The following is a 24,006-nucleotide window of genomic DNA, read 5'->3' on the forward strand; positions in this document are numbered from 1 at the left end:
ATTTTTTAAATAAACTTTAAGATAATTTTCAGAACTTTACCACATAAACAATATCATCATGCCAAGAATATCAAAAAAAGGGCAACTAATGCCAGAATCTCCTATACGAAAGTTAGTTCCTTTCGCTGAAAACGCATACAAGCAAGGCAAAACAGTATATCACTTAAACATCGGACAACCTGATATTAAAACGCCTCAAATAGCGTTGGATGCTGTAAAGGCACATTCCTTAGAAATTTTGGCTTACACAAGATCTGAAGGTTCTGAAGCATTCCGCGAAAAACTGGCCAATTATTACGCAAATAATAACATCAGTGTAAAAAATGATGATATTATTGTCACAACAGGTGGAAGCGAAGCGTTACTTTTTGCCTTTGGTACCATTACAGATATTGATGATGAAATTATTATTCCTGAACCTTTTTATGCTAACTATAACGGATTTTCAACAGCATCAGGCGTAAAAGTAGTTCCTGTAATTTCTAAAATTGAAGATAACTTTGCTCTACCTCCAATTGAAGAGTTTGAAAAATTAATCACTCCGAAAACGAAAGCAATTCTTATTTGCAACCCAGGAAATCCAACTGGATATCTATATTCTAAAGAAGAAATAAAGAAATTAGCCGAAATCGTAAAAAAACACGATTTGTTTTTAATAGCTGATGAAGTATACCGAGAATTTGCTTACGATGGTGTAAGTCATTATTCTATATTACAAGAAGAAGGTCTAGAAAACCACGCCATAGTTATTGATTCTGTATCAAAACGTTATAGCATGTGTGGTGCTCGTATTGGATGTTTAGTTTCGAAAAACAAAGACGTCATTAAAACAGCATTAAAGTTTGCACAAGCACGATTAAGCCCACCAACTCTAGCACAAATTGCAAGTGAAGCAGCTTTAGACACTCCACAAAGTTATTTTGATGATGTTATTAGTGAATATGTAGAACGTAGAAATGTAGTTGTTGAAGAACTCATGAAGATTGAAGGCGTAAAAGTAGGCATGCCTAAGGGAGCTTTTTATTGCATAGCGCAATTACCAATTAAAGACTCAGATGCTTTTGCACAATGGTTATTAGAATCTTTTGATGTAGATGGAGAAACAGTTATGGTTGCTCCTGCTGCAGGATTTTACAGCACTCCTGGAGTTGGTTTAAATCAAATTAGAATTGCTTACGTATTAAACAAAGAAAGTTTAATAAAAGCGGTCAATATTTTAAAAGAAGCTTTAAAAGTTTATAAAGAATAGTGCAAATTAAACACAACATATCTCTAAAACCTTACAATACCTTTGGTATCGATGTAAAAGCAAAGCAGTTCATATCTATTACGTCTATTGCTGATTTGATAGCAGTGTATTCTGCTGAAGGCACTACGTCCAAGTTTATTTTAGGAGGCGGAAGCAATATGCTACTCACAAGGGATATTGATGCTTTAGTGATGCATTTAAACATTAAAGGCAAACAAATCATTTCTCAAACTGAAGAAAATGTTTTAGTTAAATCTAATACTGGTGAAAACTGGCATGAATTTGTACTTTGGACTTTAGAAAACAACTTTGGAGGTTTAGAAAACCTATCACTTATACCTGGAAATGTCGGCACTAGTCCAATCCAAAATATTGGAGCTTATGGCATTGAGTTAAAAGATACTTTTCATTCTTGTGAAGCATTAAATCTTGAAACTTTAGACATAGAAACCTTTACAAATGGCGATTGTAAGTTTGACTATCGTAATTCTATTTTCAAACATGAAGCTAAAGGAAAATATATCATTTTAAGTGTCGTTTTTAAACTAACAACTAAAAATCATGTATTGCACACTAATTATGGAGCCATTACTTCAGAATTAGAGCGAATGGATATTTCAACACCAACCATTCAAGATGTTTCTAATGCAGTTATATCTATTAGACAAAGTAAATTGCCAGATCCAAAAGAAATTGGCAACAGCGGAAGTTTTTTCAAGAACCCAATTATAGCCAAAGATGCATTTTTGAAGTTACAAGACAATTTCCCAAATGCGCCACACTATGTGATTTCAGATCAGGAAGTAAAAGTACCAGCTGGTTGGTTAATTGAAACTGCAGGATTTAAAGGAAAAACACTAGGCAATTATGGCGTGCACAAAAAACAAGCTTTAGTTTTAGTAAATTATGGCGGTGCCTCTGGCAATGACATTCTAAATTTGTCTAAACTTATACAAAAGACTGTATTGCGCCTTTTTGATATAACTATTGAAACAGAAGTCAATATCATATAAAACAAAAAGCCTCAACGAATTGAGACTTTTGTTTTACTGTAGAATCATGAAAAAGCTATTAATCAATTTCTTAAGAAAGAAAGTTTAATTTCTACAGATTTAAATTTTAATTTCGTTCCGTTAATTTTTAATTAACTTTACCATCCTCTATATATACGGACACAATTAGATATTTGGATCATTTCAAATTCAATTTTTACAAAATTTAATTTTTTTTGAGCACCCCTTTAGAACAACAAATCGTACAATTACTTGAAAAAGGTGATAAAAAAGCCATTAATCTTCTCTATGAAAATTATTCGGATAGTTTGTATGGTGTTATCTTAAAAGTGACAATAAACGAAGAAATCGCTCAAGACGCTCTGCAAGAAACTTTTGTCAAGGTTTGGAAAAATGCCAAAAAGTATGATTCTAAAAAAGCAAAATTATTTACATGGCTCTATCGAATTGCCAAAAATACAGCTATTGATAAATTAAGGAGTTTTAACAATCGATTTGATAAAGAAGTCCAAATTGATAAATCAAACGTATATATCCTACCAACAGTGAATTTAAATCAAGATGTCATAGATTTAAAAGAGCATGTTGCGAGGCTAGATGAAAAGTACCAAATTGTTTTAAAAGCTTTGTTTTTTGAAGGTATGACACAACAAGAAGCAAGCGACGAATTAGAAATTCCGTTAGGTACAATTAAGTCTAGATTAAAAATAGGACTTCGTGAACTCAAAAAAGTTTATGATCCTTAAATAAGTTACACATGGAAAAAAAATTACATACTTTTTTTCAATCTGGTTTACTTGACAAGTACGTACTAGATGAAACCTCTACTACAGAAAGCCTGAAAGTAGAACATTATATTGATACCTATCCAGAAGTGGAAAGTGAATATATAAGGTTACAAAATAACCTAGAGGTTATCGCTAAAGCTAATGCTGTAGAAGCTCCAAAATTAATTTTAGATAATATCTTAAATGAAATTGAAGGAGATACGACTCCTGTTATCCAGTTAGAAAAAGGTCAACGCAGTACACCTTGGTATAGTATTGCAGCAAGTATTATTGCTTTACTTTTTGCTGGCGGATATTATATGAAGACGAAACAAAACCAAGGTTTATTAAAAGAAAATCAAGTTGTTGTTGAAGAAATTTTTGATCTAAGGAGTGATATTGAAGAGAACAACAAAAGACTTGATAACTTGATGCTCGAGTTTATGAAGCTCAACAATCCTGAAACCGAAAAATATGTGTTTAGAGGAAATGATCGCGCTAAAGATTTAAAAACTGTAGCCTATATTAATCCTGTAGACGAAACGTCTATGATTGATGTGGTGTCTTTACCGCAACTACCAGAAGATCAAACGTATCAACTTTGGGCAGAAATGCAAGATAGAATGGTTAATCTAGGAATTTTAGATGCTTCTCAAAAAAAGCTACAATCTGTACCTTATTTAAAAGATGCCTTAGCTTTAAGTATTACTATAGAAGCTAAAGATCGCTTAAATACTACTGTAGCTGATAGCGCAGTAGCAGAGATCGACTTAAATAATAAAAGATATAATTAATAGCAATTGTTTTTTATAAGGAAAGCTACTTTTGAATAAATCAAAAGTGGCTTTCTTTATTGATAGAGAAACAGGGTTTACCTATTCTTTATCAAATAATGCTTTATGAATGAATCCTGCAACAATAGCACCTGCTATTGGAGCTAACCAAAACAACCATAATTGAGATGTGAAATCTGCTCCTGCAAATAACGCTTGACTAGTAGATCGTGCTGGATTTACAGACGTATTAGAAATTGGAATACTAATTAAATGTATCAATGTTAACCCAAGTCCAATAGCTATTGGAGCAAATCCTTTAGGAGCTCTTACATTAGTACTTCCTAAAATGATAAGCAAAAAAAACATTGTTAAAAGAAATTCTGCTATTAATACAGACATCATACTGTAGCCTCCTGGAGATAATTCACCATACCCATTAGATGCAAATCCTCCTACGTCTACAAAATCAGATTTTCCTGAAACAATAACATACAACATTCCTGCAGCAGCAATTGCTCCTACAACTTGTGCAATAATGTAACCTAAAAGATCTTTTCCAGAAAACTTACCTCCTGCCCATAAGCCAAGAGATACAGCTGGATTAAAATGTCCTCCAGAAATATGTCCAACGGCATAAGCCATTGTCAATACTGTTAAACCAAAAGCTAGTGCAACACCAGCAAAACCGATACCTAATTCTGGAAATGCAGCTGCAAAAATAGCGCTACCACAACCTCCAAAAACAAGCCAAAATGTTCCGAAGAACTCTGCGAATAATTTTTTCATAAGTGATAAAAAATATTAGTTAGTGATTTTAAATTTATAATAATTATTAATAAGACACTAATAATGTTAAAAAGTCACTATTTATATAATACCCAAATAAGCACTAGACTATCTTTATTTATTGTTCGGTAAAACATTTGAAAAATTGTATCTTTGCATAGAATTTTTTAACCTTTCATTTATGAAACTCGTCATCATCACATTAATACTTCTAGGTCTAGGTGTAGCTGGTATAGCCATTAAAATTTGGGCAAAAAAAGACGGAAAGTTTGCAGGCACTTGTGCAAGTCAAAATCCTATGCTTAATCAAGAAGGTGAAGCTTGCGGTTTTTGTGGAAAAGCCCCTGAACAATTCGATAATTGCAACGAACCTCAACACTCTTAATCATTAATGGTTATTCTTGAAATAACATTCTACGTATTTATCGTTGTTGTAGGTATTCAAGTTTTTTTTTACGGAATTATTTTCAATAGCTTAACTAGGCATAAAATAGTTAAACCCAATCAAAAAAATATTTCAGTTTCAGTTATTGTTTGTGCTAAAAATGAAGCGGAAAATCTAAGAGAATTTTTACCATTGATTTTGGCTCAAGATTATTCTGATTTTGAAGTCATTCTAATTAATGACCATTCAAATGATGATACTTTAAACGTCATGGAAGACTTTAAAGAAAAATACAGCAACATCAAAATTGTAAATGTAAAACCTATTGAGAAATTTTGGGGAAATAAAAAATACGCTCTTACGCTGGGCATAAAAGCAGCAACTCACAATTTTCTATTATTTACTGATGCAGACTGCAAACCTTTAACTCATCATTGGATTCAAGAAATGACTTCGCATTTCACTAATGATAAAACTATTGTTTTAGGGTATGGTGCTCATAAAAAAATTAAAGGCTCATTTATTAATAAGCTCATTCGCTATGAAACCTTTTTTACAGCAATTCAATATTTGTCTTATGCGGCATTAGGACAACCTTATATGGCAGTTGGTAGAAATTTAGCATATAGAAGAGAACAGTTTTTTGAAGCAAACGGGTTCATGCAGCACATGCAAATAGCTTCTGGTGACGATGATTTGTTTATTAATCAAGTTGCTACTGCATCGAATACTACAATTTGTATTTCTAAAGAAAGTTTCACAGAATCTATTCCTAAAAAGTCATTAAAAGATTGGGCAATTCAAAAACGCAGGCATATTAGTACTGCAAAACATTATAAGTTTAAGCATAAGGTTTTTCTAGCCACATTTTATTGCTCTCAACTTCTATTTTGGTCATTAGCTATCACATTAATGATTTTAATGTTTGAATGGAAAATAGTCTTAGGATTAATCATTTTAAGATTTGTAATTCAACTAATCAACCTTTTTTTAGCCTCTCAAAAGCTAAATGAAAAAGACCTTCCATACCTCAGCCCTTTTCTGGAGTTGTTTCTAATTGTTTTTCAATTCTTTATATTTATAAAAAATATGATATCAAAACCAGAGTATTGGAAGTAGAAGACGCCATTGAAAAAGCAAAAACTAACGATCAAATAGCATTTAACTTTTTGCTTGACACCTTTTGGAATAGTGTTTATGGATTTCAATTAAAGCGCACTGAAAACGAAAACGATGCTGAAGACATAACCATTCAAACATTTTCGAAGGCTTTTGATAAAATTCACACTTATAATGACAAGTTTGAATTTAAAACTTGGTTAATTACAATCTCTAAAAACATTCATATTGATTTATTAAGGAAACGCAAATCATCTGTTCCACATACTTCAAACAATGAAAAAGATGATAATTTTCATTCTATTATTGATGAATCACCATCTCCTGAAGATAAACTTATTACGGAACAGAACCTTACTAAATTGCTTCGAGATATTAAAAAATTAAAACCGCATTATCAAGAAGTTATTAATTTAAGATACTTCCAAGAATTTAGCTACAAAGAAATAGCCGAACAACTTGACGAACCAATGAATAATGTAAAAGTCAAATTACTAAGAGCAAAAAAACTTTTAGCTGAGATTATTAAAAAGAAATAACTACAAGTGAATTTTAGTCTCAAAAAAATAGGGCCAGGATTATTATTTGCTGGAGCAGCTATTGGTGTTTCGCATTTAGTTCAATCTACGAGAGCTGGAGCAGATTTTGGTTTTGGTTTAATTTGGGCTTTACTCTTAGTTAATCTTTTTAAGTATCCCTTTTTTCAATTTGGACCTCGTTATGCCTCAGCAACTGGAGAATCCCTTTTAGATGGCTATAAAAAATTGGGCAAACCTGTCTTAATTGCTTACTTCTTTCTCACATTTGCTACGATGTTTACCATCCAAACTGCCGTAACAATTGTAACCGCTGGCTTAGCTGCATCATTATTTGGAGACTTCTTCAATATTGAAACTTGGACTGTCATTATTTTAGCAATTTGCCTATTGTTATTGCTTGTTGGAAAGTATAATCTTCTTGACAAGCTTATAAAAATAATTATTATAACACTTACTATTAGTACCATAACAGCTGTTGGTTTTGCTTTATTTAATGAAACACAAGCGATGTCATTCCAACAAATCCTTCCTAAAAACAGTATAGAAATCGCCTTTTTAATAGCTTTTATGGGATGGATGCCAGCTCCTTTAGATATTTCTGTATGGCATTCGTTATGGACCATTGAAAAGAAGAAATCTTCAGGAGAATTTTCACCAAAATCGGCATTATTCGATTTTAATGTAGGATACATTAGTACCATCGTTCTAGGCATTGCATTTGTAGCCTTAGGTGCTTTAGTCATGTTTCAAAGCGGAGAAACATTTAGTGGTTCTGCCGGAATGTTTGCCAACCAACTACTAGACATGTATACTCAAAGTCTTGGTAATTGGGCATATGTATTTATAGGCATAGCTGCTTTCACAACAATGTTTAGCACCACAATCACAACTTTAGATGCATCACCAAGGGCAATGGCTAAAACGACTCAACTCCTTACTGGCAATATCTTAAAAAAAGGATATTTATTCTGGATTCTCATTTTAACCAGCGGCACAATTATTATCTTCTTTCTCTTCGCATCTGAAATGGGTTTACTTATAAAAGCAGCAACAATACTATCGTTTTTAACTGCTCCCTTTTATGCTATAATTAATTACATCTTAATTTCTAGCAAGCACACACCTAAAGAATGGAGGCCTTCTAAAGGCTTACATCTTCTAAGTATTCTTGGAATAATATTTTTAGTAGGATTTAGCATTTGGTATCTTATTTATTAGGATTTATTTAAAAGAATACTTCGTATCTTTGTAGTTGAAATTTTTTAGAATGAGTACAGAAGTAACTTCAAATACAACCACTAAACGTCAACCGAAACCTAAATGGCTTCGTGTTAAGCTTCCTACCGGAAAAAAGTACACAGAGCTCAGAGGTCTAGTAGATAAGTACAAATTAAATACAATTTGCACATCTGGTAGTTGCCCGAATATGGGAGAATGTTGGGGAGAAGGGACTGCAACATTTATGATTTTAGGGAATATTTGTACACGTTCTTGTGGTTTTTGCGGTGTTAAAACAGGAAGACCAGAAACTGTAGATTGGGACGAACCTGAGAAAGTAGCACGTTCTATTAAAATTATGGGAATCAAACATGCCGTTTTAACTAGTGTTGACCGAGACGACCTTAAAGATATGGGAAGTATTATGTGGAGTGAAACGGTTAAAGCTGTGAGGCGAATGAATCCTGAAACTTCTTTAGAAACTCTTATTCCGGACTTTCAAGGTTTAGAGCAACACATTGACAGAATTATTAAAGTAGCTCCAGAAGTGGTGTCCCATAATATAGAAACTGTAAGACGTTTGAGTCGTGAAGTTCGTATTCAAGCCAAGTACGACCGTAGCATGCATGTGCTTAAATATTTAAAGCAACAAGGACAACGTCGTACCAAATCTGGTATTATGCTAGGTTTAGGTGAAACTCGTGAGGAAGTAATCGAAACACTTCATGATTTAAAAGCAAATGATGTAGATGTCGTTACTATTGGACAATATCTCCAACCAAGTAAAATGCACTTACCTGTAAAGCAATTTATCACACCAGAACAATTTGATGAGTACAAAACCATTGGGCTAGATTTAGGCTTTCGACATGTAGAAAGTAGCGCTTTAGTGAGATCTTCGTACAAAGCACAAAAACATATCAACTAAATGATTAATGTCGCAATTAATGGGTTTGGTCGAATTGGAAGACGTGTTTTTAGACTCATTCAGGAACGAGAAGACATACAAGTTGTAGCGATCAATGACCTGGCAGACACCAAAACTCTTAGTCATTTATTGAAATACGATAGTATTCATGGTGTATCAAAACATAAGATTTCATGCTCAGAAGCTGATATTGTTATAAACGACAGAAGCATTCCGCTTTTAAATCAAAATCATCCAAAAGATATTGATTGGAACCCATATAATGTTGATTACGTCATTGAATCTTCTGGAAAATTTAAAACATCTTCAGATTTAGAATACCATATAAAAAATGGCGCAAAACAAGTCATTTTATCAGTACCTCCAATTGAAGACGATATAAAAACTGTGGTATTAGGAGTCAATGATCATGAGATTGAAGGCAATGAGCCTATTATTTCAAATGCATCGTGCACGACTAATAATGCCGCTCCTATGATTTCGGTTATACACAAGCTTTGCGGAGTAAAACAAGCCTATATAACAACAATACATTCTTACACTACAGATCAGAGTTTACACGATCAACCTCATAAGGATTTAAGACGTGCACGTGCTGCAGGACAATCTATTGTTCCCACAACTACAGGAGCAGCAAAGGCACTAACCAAAATTTTTCCTGATTTATCCAACGTAATTGGTGGCTGTGGAATTAGAGTTCCCGTTGCTAACGGATCATTAACAGACATTACTTTTAACGTAGAACGTACAGTTACTATAGAAGAGATTAATTCGGCCTTTAAGACCGCATCTCAAACGTATTTAAAGGATATTCTTGAATATACTGAAGATCCAATTGTATCTATAGATATTGTCGGTAATCCTCATTCTTGCATATTTGATTCTCAAATGACTTCAGTCATTGGAAACATGATAAAAATAGTGGGCTGGTATGACAATGAAACTGGCTATTCTACTCGAATTTTAGATTTAATTTGCAATTTGTCGATGAAATAGTGTCTTTTATCGAATAAATATTTATATTTGTCCAAATAAAGTGGCCAAAATATGTCCCAAATTAGATATTACATATTAGCTTTTTTAATCACTTTTTCGATATCTGTCTCTGCTCAAGAAGATTCAGAAGAAGACGTTGATATATTAAAAATGCGCATTGAAAACCTAATCACTCAATCAAATTTTGATAATGAGAGAGGTGACTATTTTAATGCGAAAGACAACCTTGAAAAAGCCCTAACTATCGCTATTAAAATAAGCGATAGGAAAAGTGAAGGTGAAATTCACACCAAAATAGCGAAACTTCAATTCACTGTTAACGAGCATGAGAATGCTCTTGTTTCACTTACTAAAGCAGCAGAAATTCAACGAGAAATTAATGATTATGGTAACCTAGCCATGACCTATAATATTAGAGGTTTACTTCATGCAAGTAAAAAAGAATATCAAACAGCTTTAGACTACTTTAACTCAGCAAAAACCAAATTTGAGGAAGAAGACCTTGAGCGATATATACCTGAAGTTACTTTAAACGAAGCAAAAGTAAATCTTAAACTTAAAGATTATAAAACTGCAAAATCATTACTTGAGCGCACTATCGTGCTTGCCAAAAAGTATGATCAAAATAATATTCTGTCGAATGCATTAATCTATAGTGGAAAAACAATAGATAAACTTGGCAACAATAAGTTAGCTATTTCAATAACTGAAGAAGGTCTAGAAATTGCAGAAGCAAATGGATTTATTGAAAACACTAATGAAGCCTATTTAACGCTAAGTAATATTTATGAGAATGAAACTGATTTTGAATTAGCACACGATTATTTGGCTAGACATGTCCGCTTATCTGACTCCATACTTGATATTAAACGCGAAAATTTAACTCCCGAGAAAAGAGTACAATATATTGAGGCATACAACGCTGCTGACTATGAAAAGCTAAAAACGATAATAGAAGAACAAGAATCTGAAAGTAGTTTAGCAAAAATCACAACTATATTAAGTATTGCCTTAATTACAATTTTATCATTATTAACATTAGCGCTTTACAAAAACAACAATATTAGATTGAAGTCAAATAATATGCTTCATGAAAAAAATGATGATCTTATTGAAGCTATGCGTAAAGCAGAACAAGCTTCTAAAACTAAAGCGAACTTCTTATCTACCGTTACTCATGAGCTTAGAACTCCTTTATATGCAGTAACAGGATTAACAAATATGTTATTAGATGAAGAGCCAAAAGAACACCAAATACCGCATTTAAAGTCTTTAAAGTTTTCAGGAGATTACTTACTGACCTTTATTAATGATATTCTTCAGATTAACAAAATTGAAGCAAATAAAGTTGAACTTGACCCAGTTCAGTTTAACCTTAAGATGAAAGTAGAAAACGTTGTTTCTGCTTTAAATAATTCAGCATTAGACAACAATACCATAATGCACTACGATTTTCAAAAAGATTTACCACATACGTTTGTTGGAGATAATTTGAAAATATCACAAATATTAATCAATCTAATTGGTAACTCGATTAAGTTTACCAAAGATGGAGATATTTGGGTAAGAGTATATAGTATTTCTAAAAATGGAGACGACCATGTTCTGCGATTTGAAATTGAAGATAATGGTATTGGTATCTCTAAAGAAAAGCAAGATAATATGTTTGAGAGCTTCTCCCAAGGCTCAATTCAGATTAATAGGAAATATGGAGGTACAGGACTTGGCCTCTCTATTGTTAAAGGATTAATTGAAATATTAAAAGGAAAAATCTACCTCAAAAGTGAACTCGGAAAAGGAACAACATTCTTTTTTGAAATACCATTAACCTACGCTCCAGAAGAAGTTAAAATTATTAAAGAGGATTACTCTAAAAACATTAGCAAATTGGACATTAGCAACATTAAGATTTTGATTGTTGAAGACAACAAGATTAATCAAATGATTACCAAGAAAATCTTGAATAAGATGGGTCTTGAGTGCGAAATCGTAGACAATGGTGAGGATGCAGTTGAAAAGGTAAAAGAAAACACTTACGATGTTGTACTTATGGACATCCATATGCCAGGAATTAGTGGACTCGAAGCCACTAAAATCATTAGAACATTCGACAAAGAACTTACTATTTTTGCACTTACAGCTGTAACGTTAGAAGACAAAATGCATGAGTTTGACGAAGCAGGATTTGATGATATCATTTCTAAGCCTTTCAAACAAGAAGATTTTGAAAAGAAATTGTATGAAGTGCTTTCTGAAAACGAGAAAACGACACCTTCTTTATAGTGAAGTTTTCAAGTACGCATTAAGCGAATCTTCAAACAACTTTGATTGATCTATTTTGAATTCAATTGGTAAATAAAACAGTGAATTATCGTCTTTAAAATAAGGCAGCAACCTTACATAATCCTTTTCTGTAGTTAGTATTCTTTTTTTGCTTTTTAAGTTTTTTATATCTTCATCAGTAAAATTATGATGATCCTTAAATTCTAAGTGTTCAAATTGCAACCCATTATGCGTTAAATAATCTTCTAGCGGTTTCGGATTGGCAATTCCTGTAACTAACGTAAACGTTTCATCTTTTAATTCACTTAAAGCGAAACTTCCATTTTCATTCAAAACATTTTCAGAATACACAATAGAACTAAAAAGCACATTTTGATTAGGTAATGGTTCTAATCTATTAACTACCGCTTGTTTTTTAGGCTCAGAGATTGTTTCTGGGCATTTGGTCACAACAATTAAATTAGCGCGATTAGCTCCTGCTCTTGGCTCTCTTAAATTACCAGTAGGCAATACTATGTCATCGCTATACAAGTTATCATATGAAGTGAGTAAAATATTATAGCCTGCTTTCACCTTTCTATGTTGAAACGCATCATCCAGTAATATAATTTCTGGCTTTTTTTGCTGTAATAATTGTAAAATACCATGTCTTCTATCTGTATCTACAGCAACGATAACATCTTTAAACTTTTTATAAAACTGAAATGGTTCGTCTCCAATTGAAATCGCAGTTGAATTTTCATCAGCTATAATAAACCCAGAAGATTCGCGCTTATATCCTCTACTTAATGTAGCTACTTTATAATTTTGACTTAAAAATCTGATGAGATATTCTATTGTAGGTGTTTTTCCAGTACCTCCTACACTCAAATTTCCAACACATATCACCGGAATTTGATACGAAGTTGAAGACTTCCAACCTAAATCATATAACACATTACGAAACCAAGTTACTAAATAGTATATGGGAACGATAGGTAAAAGTATCTTTCGGATTAGCTTCATCATTACGAAATCAATTGCTAATATAATCATATCAAATGACTATAAAATTTTATATTTGAAACAAATTCACAATTATGATTGTAAAAGATGTCATCAACTATTTAGAAGAATTAGCACCTCTTAATTACGCAGAAGACTTTGATAATGTTGGACTTTTAGTTGGAGACAAGCAATCAAAAGTCACAGGAGTTCTAGTGACACTTGACACTCTAGAAGCAGTGGTCGATGAGGCCATCGAAAAAAATTGCAATCTTATCGTGAGTTTTCATCCCATTATTTTTAAAGGATTAAAAAAAATAACAGGGAAATCTTATGTTGAAAGAACCGTCTTGAAAGCCATTAAAAATGATATCGCAATTTTTGCGATTCATACAGCTTTAGATAATGCACTAAAAGGCGTTAATGATATTATTTGTAACACTTTAGGGTTAACAAATAAAAAAATATTAATTCCTCAAAAAGGAACCATTAAAAAGTTAACAACATATGTTCCTACTAAAAATGCTGAATCTTTAAGAACCGAATTGTTTAAGGCAGGAGCTGGCAATATTGGAAATTATGACAATTGCAGTTTCAATACAGAAGGCAAAGGCACGTATAGAGGAAATGAATCTTCAAAACCTCAAGTAGGCATAAAAGGTGAATTACATGAAGAGCCTGAGACTCAAATTTCTGTAACCTTTAGTAAACATATAGAGCCGCGACTTTTAAATACACTTTTTGAACACCATCCATATGAAGAAGTTGCCTTTGAAGTCACAACACTTGATAATTATAACCAAAATATAGGTATAGGAATGGTTGGGGAAATAGTAAACAGCGAGAAAACTGAAACATTTCTTCAATTTGTAAAAGAAAAAATGAATGTCTCATGCATCAGACATTCTAACCTTATAAAAGAGAATGTGTCCAAGATTGCAGTATTAGGAGGATCTGGAAGTTTCGCTATATCAGCTGCTAAAGCTGCTGGAGCAGATATTTTAATTACATCAGATTTGAAATATCATGATTTCTTTTCGGCAGAAAATGACATTATTTTAGCAGATATTGGACATTATGAAAGTGAACAGTTCACAAAAACCTTTTTAGTAGACTATCTCTCGAAAAAAATCACTAATTTTGCAGTCGTTTTATCAACGACGAATACAAATCCGGTAAAGTATTTATAATTATGGCAAAAAAAGCTGAAGCAACTGTTGAAGTTCGATTAAGAGCATTGTATGATTTACAATTAATCGATTCTAGAGTAGATGAAATTAGAAACCTTAGAGGAGAATTACCTTTAGAGGTTCAAGATTTAGAAGATGAAGTTGAAGGTTTAAATACAAGACTTGAAAAGTTAGGTACTAACTTAGATCTTATCGATGACCAAATCAAAGGAAAGAAAAACCTTATTGAGGAAGCGAAAGCGTTAATCAAAAAGTATTCTGAGCAACAAAAGAATGTTAGAAATAACAGAGAGTATAATTCTTTAACTAAAGAAGTTGAGTTTCAAGAATTAGAAATTCAATTAGCTGATAAACATATTAAAGAGTTTAAAGTTCAGATTGATCAGAAAAAAGAAGTTATTTCTACAACTAAAGACAAACTTAAAGATCGTACGACACATCTTAAGCATAAGCGTAGTGAGTTGAACGAAATTTTAGCTGAAACACAAAAAGAAGAAGATGCGTTACTTAAAAAATCTGAAGATTTTCAAAAGAAATTAGATGATCGTTTAGTGAATGCATACTTAAGAATAAGAAACAATGTTAAAAACGGATTAGCTGTTGTACCAATTGAAAGAGGTGCAGCTGGAGGATCATTTTTTACAATTCCACCACAAATACAAGTTGAAATTGCTTCACGTAAAAAAGTAATTACAGACGAGCATAGTGGAAGAATTCTTGTTGATGCTGAATTAGCACAAGAAGAACAAGATAAAATGGGGAAAATGTTTTCTAAACTATAGTCAACATCTCATTATAAATTTAAAAAAGCCTTCATCTAATGAAGGCTTTTTTATTTTAATAAAACTTTCACAATCTTCATATTAAGGTTTCGTATCTTTTATCGACATAATGAAAAGGAAAAATCAATATTTAAAAATGAGAACATTTTTTACAACATTAGCCATCACATTACTATTCAGTTGCCAAAACATTGCACAACCTAGTACAGAGCAACAAGCGGTTATTAACGCAAATCCCATTGAAGTATCATTAGAAAACGGAAAAGCCAAAGCCTACTTTGCAAGTGGCTGTTTTTGGTGCGTAGAAGCAGTTTACGAAAGCGTTAAAGGTGTAGACGAAGTTATTAATGGATACGCTGGAGGACATTCTGACAAGCCAACCTATCAATTAAGCAATACTGGTAGAACTGGTCATGCCGAAGCTGTAGAAGTTATTTACGATCCCAATGTCGTTAGTTTTGCCACTTTAGTTGATGTTTATTTTGCTTCACAAAATCCGACACAAGTTAATGGCCAAGGACCAGATCGAGGCTCTCAGTATCGTTCTATTATCTTTTACCAGAACGACGAGCAAAAGAAAATCATTGATCAAAAAAAAACAGCCTTAGCAAAAAAACTCAATTCAAAAATTGCAGCTGAAGTTTACCCATTTCAAAAATTTTGGATAGGTGAAGATTATCATCAAAATTATGAAAGACTTCATCCAAACAATGGTTACATTAGAAACGTATCCCTACCAAGGCTAAGAAGTTTTCAAGCTAAAATGCCAGGTATTTTAAAAGAAAACCATTAAAGCTTAGTTGCCTTAATTTCAAAAATAAGAGGATACAGTTTATTCTTAGTCTCATAATTGCCAGATTTGGTTTCTACTAGATCTGGCAATACGTTATACGGACTTTCGTCATACTCGTTTAAATAGTCAATTTTTAAACCAGCTTCAATAAGCGCATTAACCACTTCACTTAATCCATGATTCCAGCCATATTCTTTACTCGTCATTTTTGAATCTTGATTAGCATAAGTCCCTTCATATTCTTCATAAATGGCGTCATCTTGCATATAACCATATTTCATAATTTGTTTGCCATCTAAGTAATCAAACATCCAAACAATAGGATGAAATTCAGCCATATAAAAAGTACCTCCTTTTTTTAAACGCTCTACAATCATTTGTCCCCATGGCTTCAAATCTGGCAACCAGCCAATAACTCCATAAGATGTAAATACAATATCAAAAGTTTCGTTTACATACTCAGAAGTATCCAAAACATTACATCGCACAAAGTTGGCATCAAGTTGAAGTTCTTCATTTAGAGCTTTTGCCATCACAATGCCTTCATCACTTAAATCAACGCCAACGCATTTTGCTCCTGCTCTACTCCAACTTAAGGTGTCTTGCCCAAAATGACATTGTAAATGCAATAAAGACTTCCCTTGTACATTTCCTAGAGCATTCAACTCATATGACATTAGAGACGATTTTCCATTCTTAAAGGCATCCAAATCATACATATCACTTTTAGAATGAATTTTCACTTTTTCATTCCATGTTTGTCTGTTAACTTCAAAATAGTCGTCACTCATAACTTCAGTATTAAAACCCTAAAATAATACTTACAACCTTATTTTTTCTAAAAGCTTTCAAAAACCTTGTAGATAAGAGCATTCAAAAAAGTATTTTTACAAAAAAAAAAGAATGACAAGACTACTAACCATTTTATGCTTGCTTACTATTCTGACAGCTTGTAAATCTGAAACAAAAGATCAAACCACTGAAGCTGAAACAGCTTCAGAAGAAAAAAAAGAACTTACTACAGCTGAAAAAATCGCAAAAGCTCATGGCTTTGACAATTGGAAAAACGTCAACGAAATTAAATTTACCTTTAATGTCGATAGAGGTGAAAACCATTTTGAACGCTCATGGACGTGGAATCCTAAAATTGATAACGTAAGATTAGTTTCTAAAAAAGACACCATTAACTTTAATCGAAAATCAATGGATAGCGTATCCATGAAAACCGATAGAGCTTTCATTAATGACAAATTTTGGATGCTCATTCCTTTTCAACTCGTTTGGGATGAAGGCACAACATTTTCAGAAGCTATAAAAGAAATTACTCCTATTTCTAAAACCGAATTAAATAAAATCACCTTGACTTACGGAAATGAAGGTGGTTATACACCAGGAGATGCTTATGACATCTATTATGACGACGACTACATAATTAAAGAATGGGTTTTTAGAGAAGGTAATAGTAAAGAACCTTCAATGACAACAACTTTTGAAAACCACGAAGATTTCAACGGAATCAAAATAGCAAAAGACCACAAAATGGCTGAAGGTAATTTTAATCTCTACTTCTCAAATATTACAGTGAAGTAAATTCTAAATCTTAAATAAATATTAAAGTTGGATATTGATTGTAATTATAACATCCAATTCACGACTTAAAGACGTATATAAAGTATAATAATATTCCGCACTTTGCGTCTATATATATTCAAAGCGCTTCATCTATTTAGTTGTAGCGCTTTTTACTTATCCTTTAAAACCTTTGTCCACGTGCGCGCCATCACAATATGGTTTGTTTTGAGAAGCACCACACCTACAAAAAGCTGTTGTTCTATTTTTAGTTTCTTCACTCCCATTTTTATGTGTTACATTCAACGTGCCATAAACCAAAAGTGGTCCATTTTCTAACACCTCAACTTTAGTTTCTAAAGATTCGGCTTCATTATCATCTGCACCATTCATATAATAACTTATTGCACCAGACGGACAAGCTTTAACTTGTTTTACTAATGCCTCAGTGGAAGCTGCATCAATTTTAATCCAAGGCTTCTCTTTAGGCCGAAATACATCAGCTAAACCTTTAACACATATTGCCGAATGAATGCAAGAATCAGGCTTCCAAACAATAGTAACCTCTCCGTTGCTGTATTCTTTTGTCTTTCCCATACCTCAATGATTTCTTTAAAGATACTAAAAAAAGTAGTTCGTTTTCTCTCTAAAATTGACGCTTTCAACAGTTCTTTCCTATCGTAATTATTCTTATTTTTGTTTGACACCATAAAACCAAACAACTTGTCCAACTATAAATCAGGTCTTGATTTCGCTAAACAACAAGACCAAAATGATAAACTCTCTTCTTATAGAAAGCAGTTTCATCTTCCTAAAGACAAAAACGGAAATGAGCTCATTTATATGACAGGAAACTCTTTAGGCTTACAGCCTAAAATAACAAAAGACTACATTAATCAAGAGCTCGAAGATTGGGCAAATCTTGGTGTTGAAGGTCATACAGAAGGTAGAAACCCTTGGTTACATTACCATGAGTTTTTAACTGAAACAATGGCAAATATTGTTGGAGCTAAACCTTTAGAAGTTGTTGTGATGAATTCTCTAACGGCTAATCTTCATTTTATGATGGTAAGCTTTTACAAACCAACTCCAAAACGTTTTAAAATTTTAATTGAAGCTGATGCATTCCCTAGTGATAAATATGCTGTAGAATCACAATTGCGTCACCATGGATATGATGATAAAGAAGGATTAGTTTTATGGAAAGCTCGCCAAGGCGAAGAATTAGCCAACTATGATGATTTAGAAACCATTTTAAAGCAACATGGTGATGAGATTGCACTAGTTATGATTGGTGGTGTTAATTATTATACAGGACAATTTTTCGATTTAAAACGGATAGCAACCTTAGGGCATAAACATGGATGTGTTGTTGGTTTTGACTGTGCTCATGGCGCTGGAAATGTTCCATTAAATCTTCATGATTCTGGAGCAGACTTTGCAGTTTGGTGCAGTTACAAATATTTAAACTCAGGACCAGGAAGTTTATCTGGCGCCTTCGTTCATGAACGTCATGCATATAATAAAGATCTTAACCGCTTTACAGGTTGGTGGTCACATAACAAGCAAACACGTTTTAGAATGCGTGATGAATTTGAACAATTACCTGGAGCAGAAGGTTGGCAATTAAGCAATCCGCCTATTTTATCTATGGCTGCCATTAGAGCATCTTTAGATGTATTTAAAGACGCTGGATTTGAAAATCTATGTCAGAAATCGGAACAGCTAACCGGTTATTTTGAGTTTCTGTTAAATGAACTCAATAATTCTGATATTAAAATAATTACTCCTAGCAATCCAGATGAACGAGGATGTCAACTCTCAATTCAAGTAAAAAATGCTGATAAAGCATTACACGACAAACTGACTAAAGCTGGAATTATTACCGATTGGAGAGAACCTGATGTGATTAGATGTGCACCTGTTCCATTATACAATTCGTTTATGGATATTTATGGATTTGTAGAACGCTTAAAGACCATTTTAAACTAATATGAAACAACAAAATATACTTATTATTGGTGCAGGACTCTGTGGAAGTCTACTCGCATTGCGTTTAGGACAACGTGGTTATAACGTTACCGTTTATGAAATGCGTCCAGATTTACGTAAAACAGATATTTCAGCTGGCCGTTCTATTAACTTAGCATTTTCAGATCGCGGCAATAAAGCCATGAAACTTGTTGGTATTGAAGATGTTGTTAAAGCACTTTGTATTCCAATGAATGGTCGCATGCTTCACGATAAAGAAGGCGATACTTTTTTATCAAATTATAGTGGAAGAGATCATGAATATATCAATTCTATTTCAAGAGGCGAACTTAATGGGCTATTGCTAACTGAAGCTGAAAAACACGATAATGTTACGATTCACTTTAATAAAAAATGTAAATCGGTAGATTTTGAACATACAACTGCTAGGTTTCAAGATTTTGAAACTAAAAAAGAATTTATAGAAGATGCAGATGTTATTATTGCAACAGATGGAGCTGGTTCTGCATTGCGAAGAAGCTATTATTTAGAGCGCAAATTTTTATTCAGTTTTTCACAAGATTATTTGACACACGGTTATAAAGAATTGTCAATTATTCCAACTGAAACTGGAGGATATAAAACCTATAAAAACGCATTGCATATTTGGCCAAGAGGAGACTTTATGGTCATCGCTTTACCAAATTTAGATGGTAGTTTTACAGTGACCTTATTTTTGAGTTTTGATGAAGGTGAATACAATTTCAATAATTTAACAACACCAGAAATCGTAACCGAATTCTTCCAAAAAGAGTTCCCAGATGCTTTAGAATTGATGCCAAACTTAGTTGAAGACTTCTTCGACAATCCAACGGCTCCATTAGGAACTGTAAAATGTTCTCCTTGGCATTACAAAGGAAACACATTACTCATGGGAGATTCAGCTCATGCAATTGTTCCGTTTTACGGACAAGGGATGAACGCATCTTTTGAAGATGTTGTCGAGTTTGATGCTGTTTTAGATAAACATGAAGGCGATTGGGAAACCATTTTTAGTGAATACGAAAAGACTAGAAAAAAAGATACAGATGCTATTGCTGATTTAGCTATTGATAATTTCCATGAAATGAAAGACCACGTTGGTCAAGCTATATTTCAAGAGAAACGAAAAATTGAAATGGCTTTAGAAAGAGAATTTCCAGAAGACTATTCTTCAAAATATAGCTTAGTTACCTTTAACGAACATATTGGTTATAGAGAAGCTATGCTTAAAGGAAGAGCTCAAGACAAAGCGATTTTAAACCTGTTAGCTGATGATATTATCTCAACAGAAGATGATATAAAAGACATTTTAGATAAAGTAAATACAGAAACCGAAGCCATTCTACAAGACGATAGAATTGCAGGATTACATTAAAAAATATGAGCGAAAAAATAGTAACACCAAGAGGAGCATATCCACATGTTAAGCAAGTAGGCGATTTCATTTTCGTTTCAGGAACTAGCTCAAGAAGACCAGACAATTCAATTGCAGGCGTTGATATTATTGACGAAATGGGCACGAAACGTCTTAATGCTGAAGCACAAACTCGTGAAGTTTTAAAAAACATAGATGCCAATTTAAAAAAAGTTGGAGCTAGTTTAAAAGACGTGGTTGACGTGACTTCTTTTTTAGTAAACATGAATGATTTTGCAGGCTATAATAAAGCTTACGGAGAATTCTTTGAAAAAGCAACAGGACCAACAAGAACAACTGTTGCAGTACATCAATTACCACATCCAGATTTGGTTGTCGAAATTAAAGTCATGGCCTATAAGAAATCGTAATGAACATACAAAACTACATCAACGGCAACTTTCATAATCCAATTCAAGACAATTGGATTGACAATTATAATCCGTCTAGTGGAGACGTCTACGGACAAATACCTAACTCATCTAAAGAAGACGTTGAAAACGCATACATCGCAGCAAAATCTGCTTTTCCAGTTTGGTCGCAAACCACTCTAGAAGAACGCAGTCGCATCCTTATAAAAATTTCAGAATTATTAGAAGCTAACTTGCAACGTTTTGCAGAAGCCGAATCTAAAGACAATGGAAAACCTGTCTCATTAGCTAAAGCTGTAGACATTCCTAGAGCAGCTAGCAATTTTAGATTCTTCGGAAACGCAATTACACAATTCGCTAGCGAAAGCCACGAAAGTGTTGGTCAACAAGCCATAAACTACACCTTACGCCAACCTATTGGAGTTGTAGGCTGTATTTCACCATGGAACCTTCCTCTCTACTTATTTACTTGGAAAATTGCTCCAGCGCTTGCAGCCGGAAATTGTGTGGTTGCAAAACCTAGTGAAGTTACGCCAATGACAGCATATCTTCTTGGAGAAATTTGCAACGAAGCAGGATTACCAAAAGGTGTTTTAAATATTGTTCATGGTCTTGGTGGTTCTACTGGTCAAGCTATTATTGAACATCCAGACATCAAAGCCATCTCATTTACAGGAGGAACAGCAACAGGTGCTCATATTGCTAAAGTTGCAGCTCCAATGTTTAAAAAGCTATCACTAGAATTAGGCGGAAAAAATCCAAACATCATTTTTGCAGATTGCGATTATGACGACATGCTTAATACGACAGTGCGTTCTTCATTTGCTAATCAAGGGCAGATTTGCCTTTGCGGAAGTCGAATTTTTGTAGAGGCAACTATCTACGAGAAATTCAAAACTGATTTTGTAGCTAAAATAAAACAACTCAAAGTTGGACATCCATCTGAAGCAGATACTAATATCGGAGCTTTAGTTTCAAAACCTCATCTAGACAAAGTAAAAGAGTACATACAAATTGCCAAAGACGAAAATGGCACTGTGTTATTTGGAGGAAATGAAGTTACCGTCAAAGGTTACGAAAATGGCTATTATTTAGAACCTACAGTTATTGAAGTTGATTCTGACGAATGTCGAGTAAATCAAGAAGAAATTTTTGGTCCAGTAGTTACCATAATGCCATTTAATACAGAAGACGATGTTTTAATAATGGCAAACAAAGTTAAATACGGATTGTCAGCAACACTTTGGACAAACAATTTAAAACGCACAATGCGAATGAGCAACCAATTACAAGCAGGTATCGTTTGGGTAAATACGTGGATGATGCGTGATTTACGAACACCTTTTGGAGGTGTAAAAGCTTCAGGTGTTGGTCGTGAAGGCGGCTTTGAAGCCTTACGTTTTTTTACAGAAGCTAAAAATGTGTGTATAAAATATTAAAAAAAACTATGAATTTAAATCTCAATAACAAACACGCATTAGTCTGCGGAAGTACTGCAGGAATTGGAAAAGCAACTGCTTTAGCACTGGCTGAAGAAGGCGCGATAGTAACTTTAATCGCAAGGAATGAAGACAAACTTAAAGCGACTTTGGCTGAATTACCTCAACATAGAAATCATGATTATATTGTTGCCGATTTTTCAAACCCAAAAGAACTAAAAGAAAAAGTAAGCGCTTATATTACAGAACATCATGGCTTCCATATTCTTGTAAATAATACAGGTGGACCAAAAGGAGGACCCGTTTTTTCAGCTGAAGTTGAAGAATTTGAAAGCGCATTTACTCAACATTTAAAATGCAACCATGTTTTAGCACAAGCTGTTGTACCTTCTATGAAAAACGAAGGTTATGGTCGAATTATAAATGTGATTTCTACATCTGTTAAACAGCCACTAGACGGTTTAGGTGTTAGTAATACTATTCGTGGTGCTGTAGCTAATTGGAGTAAAACGTTAGCCAATGAATTAGGGCAATTTGGGATTACAGTTAATAACGTACTTCCTGGAGCTACAGGAACAGATCGTCTTGCTGAAATCATTAAAAACAAATCGGCTAAAACTGGAACAACAGAAGATGAAGCTGCCAATGCCATGAAAAGCGCTGTACCTGCAAAACGGTTTGCAAAACCAGAAGAATTGGCTGATGCTATTACATTTTTGGCAAGTGAACGTGCTGCATATATAAACGGAATTAACCTACCAGTTGATGGTGGACGAACAAAAAGTTTGTAACTTTATATCATTATAGAATTCTAAAAAACTAGACTTATGAGCAAATTGTTTCCACCAATAAATTTTAAAGCTTGGATTGAAGAAAACAGACACCTATTAAAGCCACCTGTTGGAAATAAAGTCGTTTGGAAAGATGGCGATTTTATTGTCATGGTTGTTGGTGGTCCAAATAGCAGGAAAGATTATCACTATAATGAAACACCAGAATTTTTCTATCAAGTAGAAGGTGATATTGTTTTAAAAGTGATTGATAAAGGCACTCCAAAAGACATTCATATAAAAGAAGGTGAGATATTTTTATTACCACCAAAAGTGCCACATTCTCCGCAAAGAGGTGCAAATACTGTAGGTTTAGTTATTGAATATCCACGTGAAGAAGGCGTTCAAGATGCTCTATTATGGTTTTGTGAAAACTGCACAACCAAGTTGTATGAAGAAGACTTTACATTAGACAATATAGAAACCGATATGCCTGCTATATTTGATAAATATTATAATGACAAAGATAAACGTAGCTGTCCAAAATGTGGAGAGATTATGCAACCACCTAAAAAAGTACAATTAGAAAACTAAATTTAATTATATCCTGAAGTAATTTAGG

At 33.4% G+C, this 24,006-nt stretch carries 25 protein-coding genes; 21 read left to right on the forward strand and 4 right to left on the reverse strand.

What is annotated here, in order from left to right; translation table 11 throughout:
• The first annotated feature begins 58 nt into the window (after window positions 1–58).
• The 4 genes from RH81_RS12920 (at window position 59) to RH81_RS12935 (ending at window position 3,823) form a co-directional block, all read left to right on the forward strand.
• Window positions 59–1,249 (forward strand): pyridoxal phosphate-dependent aminotransferase, encoded by a 1,191-nt coding sequence (locus tag RH81_RS12920; protein ID WP_033960958.1) that lies wholly within the window; start codon window positions 59–61, stop codon window positions 1,247–1,249.
• Entirely contained in the window at window positions 1,249–2,262 is a 1,014-nt protein-coding gene (gene murB, locus RH81_RS12925) for a UDP-N-acetylmuramate dehydrogenase (RefSeq protein WP_033960960.1), read from the forward strand. Before RH81_RS12920 ends, murB begins: the two co-directional genes overlap by 1 nt.
• 215 nt (window positions 2,263–2,477) lie before the next feature.
• Complete coding sequence (locus RH81_RS12930) at window positions 2,478–3,008, forward strand: RNA polymerase sigma factor (protein WP_033960962.1); 531 nt, start codon at window positions 2,478–2,480, stop codon at window positions 3,006–3,008.
• Between the two features lie 11 nt (window positions 3,009–3,019).
• Window positions 3,020–3,823: an anti-sigma factor gene (locus tag RH81_RS12935; RefSeq protein WP_033960963.1), complete on the forward strand. Its 804-nt coding sequence runs from the start codon at window positions 3,020–3,022 to the stop codon at window positions 3,821–3,823.
• Window positions 3,824–3,904: 81 nt separating this feature from the next.
• On the opposite strand, the gene aqpZ is transcribed toward RH81_RS12935, so the two are convergent.
• Window positions 3,905–4,591, reverse strand: a complete 687-nt coding sequence (gene aqpZ / locus RH81_RS12940) for an aquaporin Z (RefSeq protein WP_033960965.1) — start codon at window positions 4,589–4,591, stop codon at window positions 3,905–3,907.
• A 181-nt stretch (window positions 4,592–4,772) separates the two neighbouring features.
• On the opposite strand from aqpZ, the gene RH81_RS12945 reads away from it, so the two are divergent.
• The 7 genes from RH81_RS12945 to RH81_RS12975 are packed head-to-tail and all read left to right on the forward strand — an operon-like array spanning window position 4,773 to window position 12,059.
• On the forward strand, window positions 4,773–4,976 hold the full coding sequence (locus tag RH81_RS12945; protein ID WP_033960966.1) for a membrane or secreted protein: 204 nt from the start codon (window positions 4,773–4,775) through the stop codon (window positions 4,974–4,976).
• Window positions 4,977–4,982: 6 nt separating this feature from the next.
• Window positions 4,983–6,095 (forward strand): glycosyltransferase, encoded by a 1,113-nt coding sequence (locus tag RH81_RS12950; RefSeq protein ID WP_033960967.1) that lies wholly within the window; start codon window positions 4,983–4,985, stop codon window positions 6,093–6,095.
• Window positions 6,086–6,634 carry an RNA polymerase sigma factor gene (locus tag RH81_RS12955; protein WP_081988317.1) on the forward strand — a complete coding sequence of 183 codons (549 nt, stop codon included), beginning with the start codon at window positions 6,086–6,088 and terminating at the stop codon, window positions 6,632–6,634. Before RH81_RS12950 ends, RH81_RS12955 begins: the two co-directional genes overlap by 10 nt.
• Before the next feature lie 6 nt (window positions 6,635–6,640).
• Window positions 6,641–7,852, forward strand: a complete 1,212-nt coding sequence (locus tag RH81_RS12960; protein WP_033960969.1) for an Nramp family divalent metal transporter — start codon at window positions 6,641–6,643, stop codon at window positions 7,850–7,852.
• A 49-nt stretch (window positions 7,853–7,901) separates the two neighbouring features.
• The gene (gene lipA, locus RH81_RS12965; protein WP_033960972.1) at window positions 7,902–8,780 is read left to right on the forward strand and encodes a lipoyl synthase; all 879 of its coding nucleotides are present in this window, start codon (window positions 7,902–7,904) and stop codon (window positions 8,778–8,780) included.
• Window positions 8,781–9,776, forward strand: coding sequence for a type I glyceraldehyde-3-phosphate dehydrogenase (gene gap / locus RH81_RS12970; protein WP_033960978.1), 996 nt, complete (start codon window positions 8,781–8,783; stop codon window positions 9,774–9,776).
• A 51-nt stretch (window positions 9,777–9,827) separates the two neighbouring features.
• Window positions 9,828–12,059: an ATP-binding protein gene (locus RH81_RS12975; protein WP_033960980.1), complete on the forward strand. Its 2,232-nt coding sequence runs from the start codon at window positions 9,828–9,830 to the stop codon at window positions 12,057–12,059.
• Here RH81_RS12975 and lpxK read toward each other — a convergent pair.
• On the reverse strand, window positions 12,054–13,067 hold the full coding sequence (lpxK, locus tag RH81_RS12980; protein ID WP_338152381.1) for a tetraacyldisaccharide 4'-kinase: 1,014 nt from the start codon (window positions 13,065–13,067) through the stop codon (window positions 12,054–12,056). The two genes, RH81_RS12975 and lpxK, sit on opposite strands and share 6 nt — an antisense overlap.
• A 71-nt stretch (window positions 13,068–13,138) precedes the next feature.
• Here lpxK and RH81_RS12985 point away from each other — a divergent pair, with 71 nt between their 5' ends.
• The 3 genes from RH81_RS12985 to msrA all read left to right on the forward strand — a co-directional run bounded on the left by RH81_RS12985 (window position 13,139) and on the right by msrA (window position 15,808).
• Entirely contained in the window at window positions 13,139–14,233 is a 1,095-nt protein-coding gene (locus RH81_RS12985; RefSeq protein ID WP_033960983.1) for a Nif3-like dinuclear metal center hexameric protein, read from the forward strand.
• Window positions 14,234–14,235: 2 nt separating this feature from the next.
• On the forward strand, window positions 14,236–15,015 hold the full coding sequence (locus tag RH81_RS12990; RefSeq protein WP_033960987.1) for a zinc ribbon domain-containing protein: 780 nt from the start codon (window positions 14,236–14,238) through the stop codon (window positions 15,013–15,015).
• Between the two features lie 136 nt (window positions 15,016–15,151).
• Window positions 15,152–15,808 carry a peptide-methionine (S)-S-oxide reductase MsrA gene (gene msrA, locus RH81_RS12995; protein WP_033961286.1) on the forward strand — a complete coding sequence of 219 codons (657 nt, stop codon included), beginning with the start codon at window positions 15,152–15,154 and terminating at the stop codon, window positions 15,806–15,808.
• On the opposite strand, the gene RH81_RS13000 is transcribed toward msrA, so the two are convergent.
• Window positions 15,805–16,599: a class I SAM-dependent methyltransferase gene (locus tag RH81_RS13000; RefSeq protein WP_033960988.1), complete on the reverse strand. Its 795-nt coding sequence runs from the start codon at window positions 16,597–16,599 to the stop codon at window positions 15,805–15,807. The genes msrA and RH81_RS13000 overlap by 4 nt on opposite strands.
• A 112-nt stretch (window positions 16,600–16,711) precedes the next feature.
• Between RH81_RS13000 and RH81_RS13005 the strand changes: the two genes are divergently transcribed.
• Window positions 16,712–17,398 carry a hypothetical protein gene (locus tag RH81_RS13005; RefSeq protein ID WP_033960989.1) on the forward strand — a complete coding sequence of 229 codons (687 nt, stop codon included), beginning with the start codon at window positions 16,712–16,714 and terminating at the stop codon, window positions 17,396–17,398.
• A gap of 156 nt (window positions 17,399–17,554) precedes the next feature.
• On the opposite strand, the gene RH81_RS13010 is transcribed toward RH81_RS13005, so the two are convergent.
• Window positions 17,555–17,974, reverse strand: a complete 420-nt coding sequence (locus RH81_RS13010) for a (4Fe-4S)-binding protein (RefSeq protein WP_033960990.1) — start codon at window positions 17,972–17,974, stop codon at window positions 17,555–17,557.
• 126 nt (window positions 17,975–18,100) lie between these two features.
• Between RH81_RS13010 and kynU the strand changes: the two genes are divergently transcribed.
• Genes kynU through RH81_RS13040 form a run of 6 tightly spaced genes read left to right on the forward strand, consistent with a single transcriptional unit; the run spans window position 18,101 to window position 23,978 of the window.
• Window positions 18,101–19,369: a kynureninase gene (kynU, locus tag RH81_RS13015; RefSeq protein ID WP_033960991.1), complete on the forward strand. Its 1,269-nt coding sequence runs from the start codon at window positions 18,101–18,103 to the stop codon at window positions 19,367–19,369.
• Between the two features lies 1 nt (window position 19,370).
• Window positions 19,371–20,765 carry an FAD-dependent oxidoreductase gene (locus RH81_RS13020; protein WP_033960992.1) on the forward strand — a complete coding sequence of 465 codons (1,395 nt, stop codon included), beginning with the start codon at window positions 19,371–19,373 and terminating at the stop codon, window positions 20,763–20,765.
• Between the two features lie 5 nt (window positions 20,766–20,770).
• Window positions 20,771–21,175, forward strand: a complete 405-nt coding sequence (locus tag RH81_RS13025; protein WP_033960993.1) for a RidA family protein — start codon at window positions 20,771–20,773, stop codon at window positions 21,173–21,175.
• Window positions 21,175–22,614, forward strand: coding sequence for an aldehyde dehydrogenase (locus RH81_RS13030; RefSeq protein ID WP_033960994.1), 1,440 nt, complete (start codon window positions 21,175–21,177; stop codon window positions 22,612–22,614). Before RH81_RS13025 ends, RH81_RS13030 begins: the two co-directional genes overlap by 1 nt.
• 8 nt (window positions 22,615–22,622) lie before the next feature.
• Window positions 22,623–23,405 carry an SDR family oxidoreductase gene (locus tag RH81_RS13035; RefSeq protein ID WP_033961289.1) on the forward strand — a complete coding sequence of 261 codons (783 nt, stop codon included), beginning with the start codon at window positions 22,623–22,625 and terminating at the stop codon, window positions 23,403–23,405.
• Between the two features lie 36 nt (window positions 23,406–23,441).
• Window positions 23,442–23,978, forward strand: a complete 537-nt coding sequence (locus RH81_RS13040; RefSeq protein ID WP_033960995.1) for a 3-hydroxyanthranilate 3,4-dioxygenase — start codon at window positions 23,442–23,444, stop codon at window positions 23,976–23,978.
• Window positions 23,979–24,006 lie beyond the last annotated feature (28 nt).

It is taken from the genome of Psychroserpens jangbogonensis (genome assembly GCF_000797465.1).
GTDB lineage: Bacteria > Bacteroidota > Bacteroidia > Flavobacteriales > Flavobacteriaceae > Psychroserpens > Psychroserpens jangbogonensis.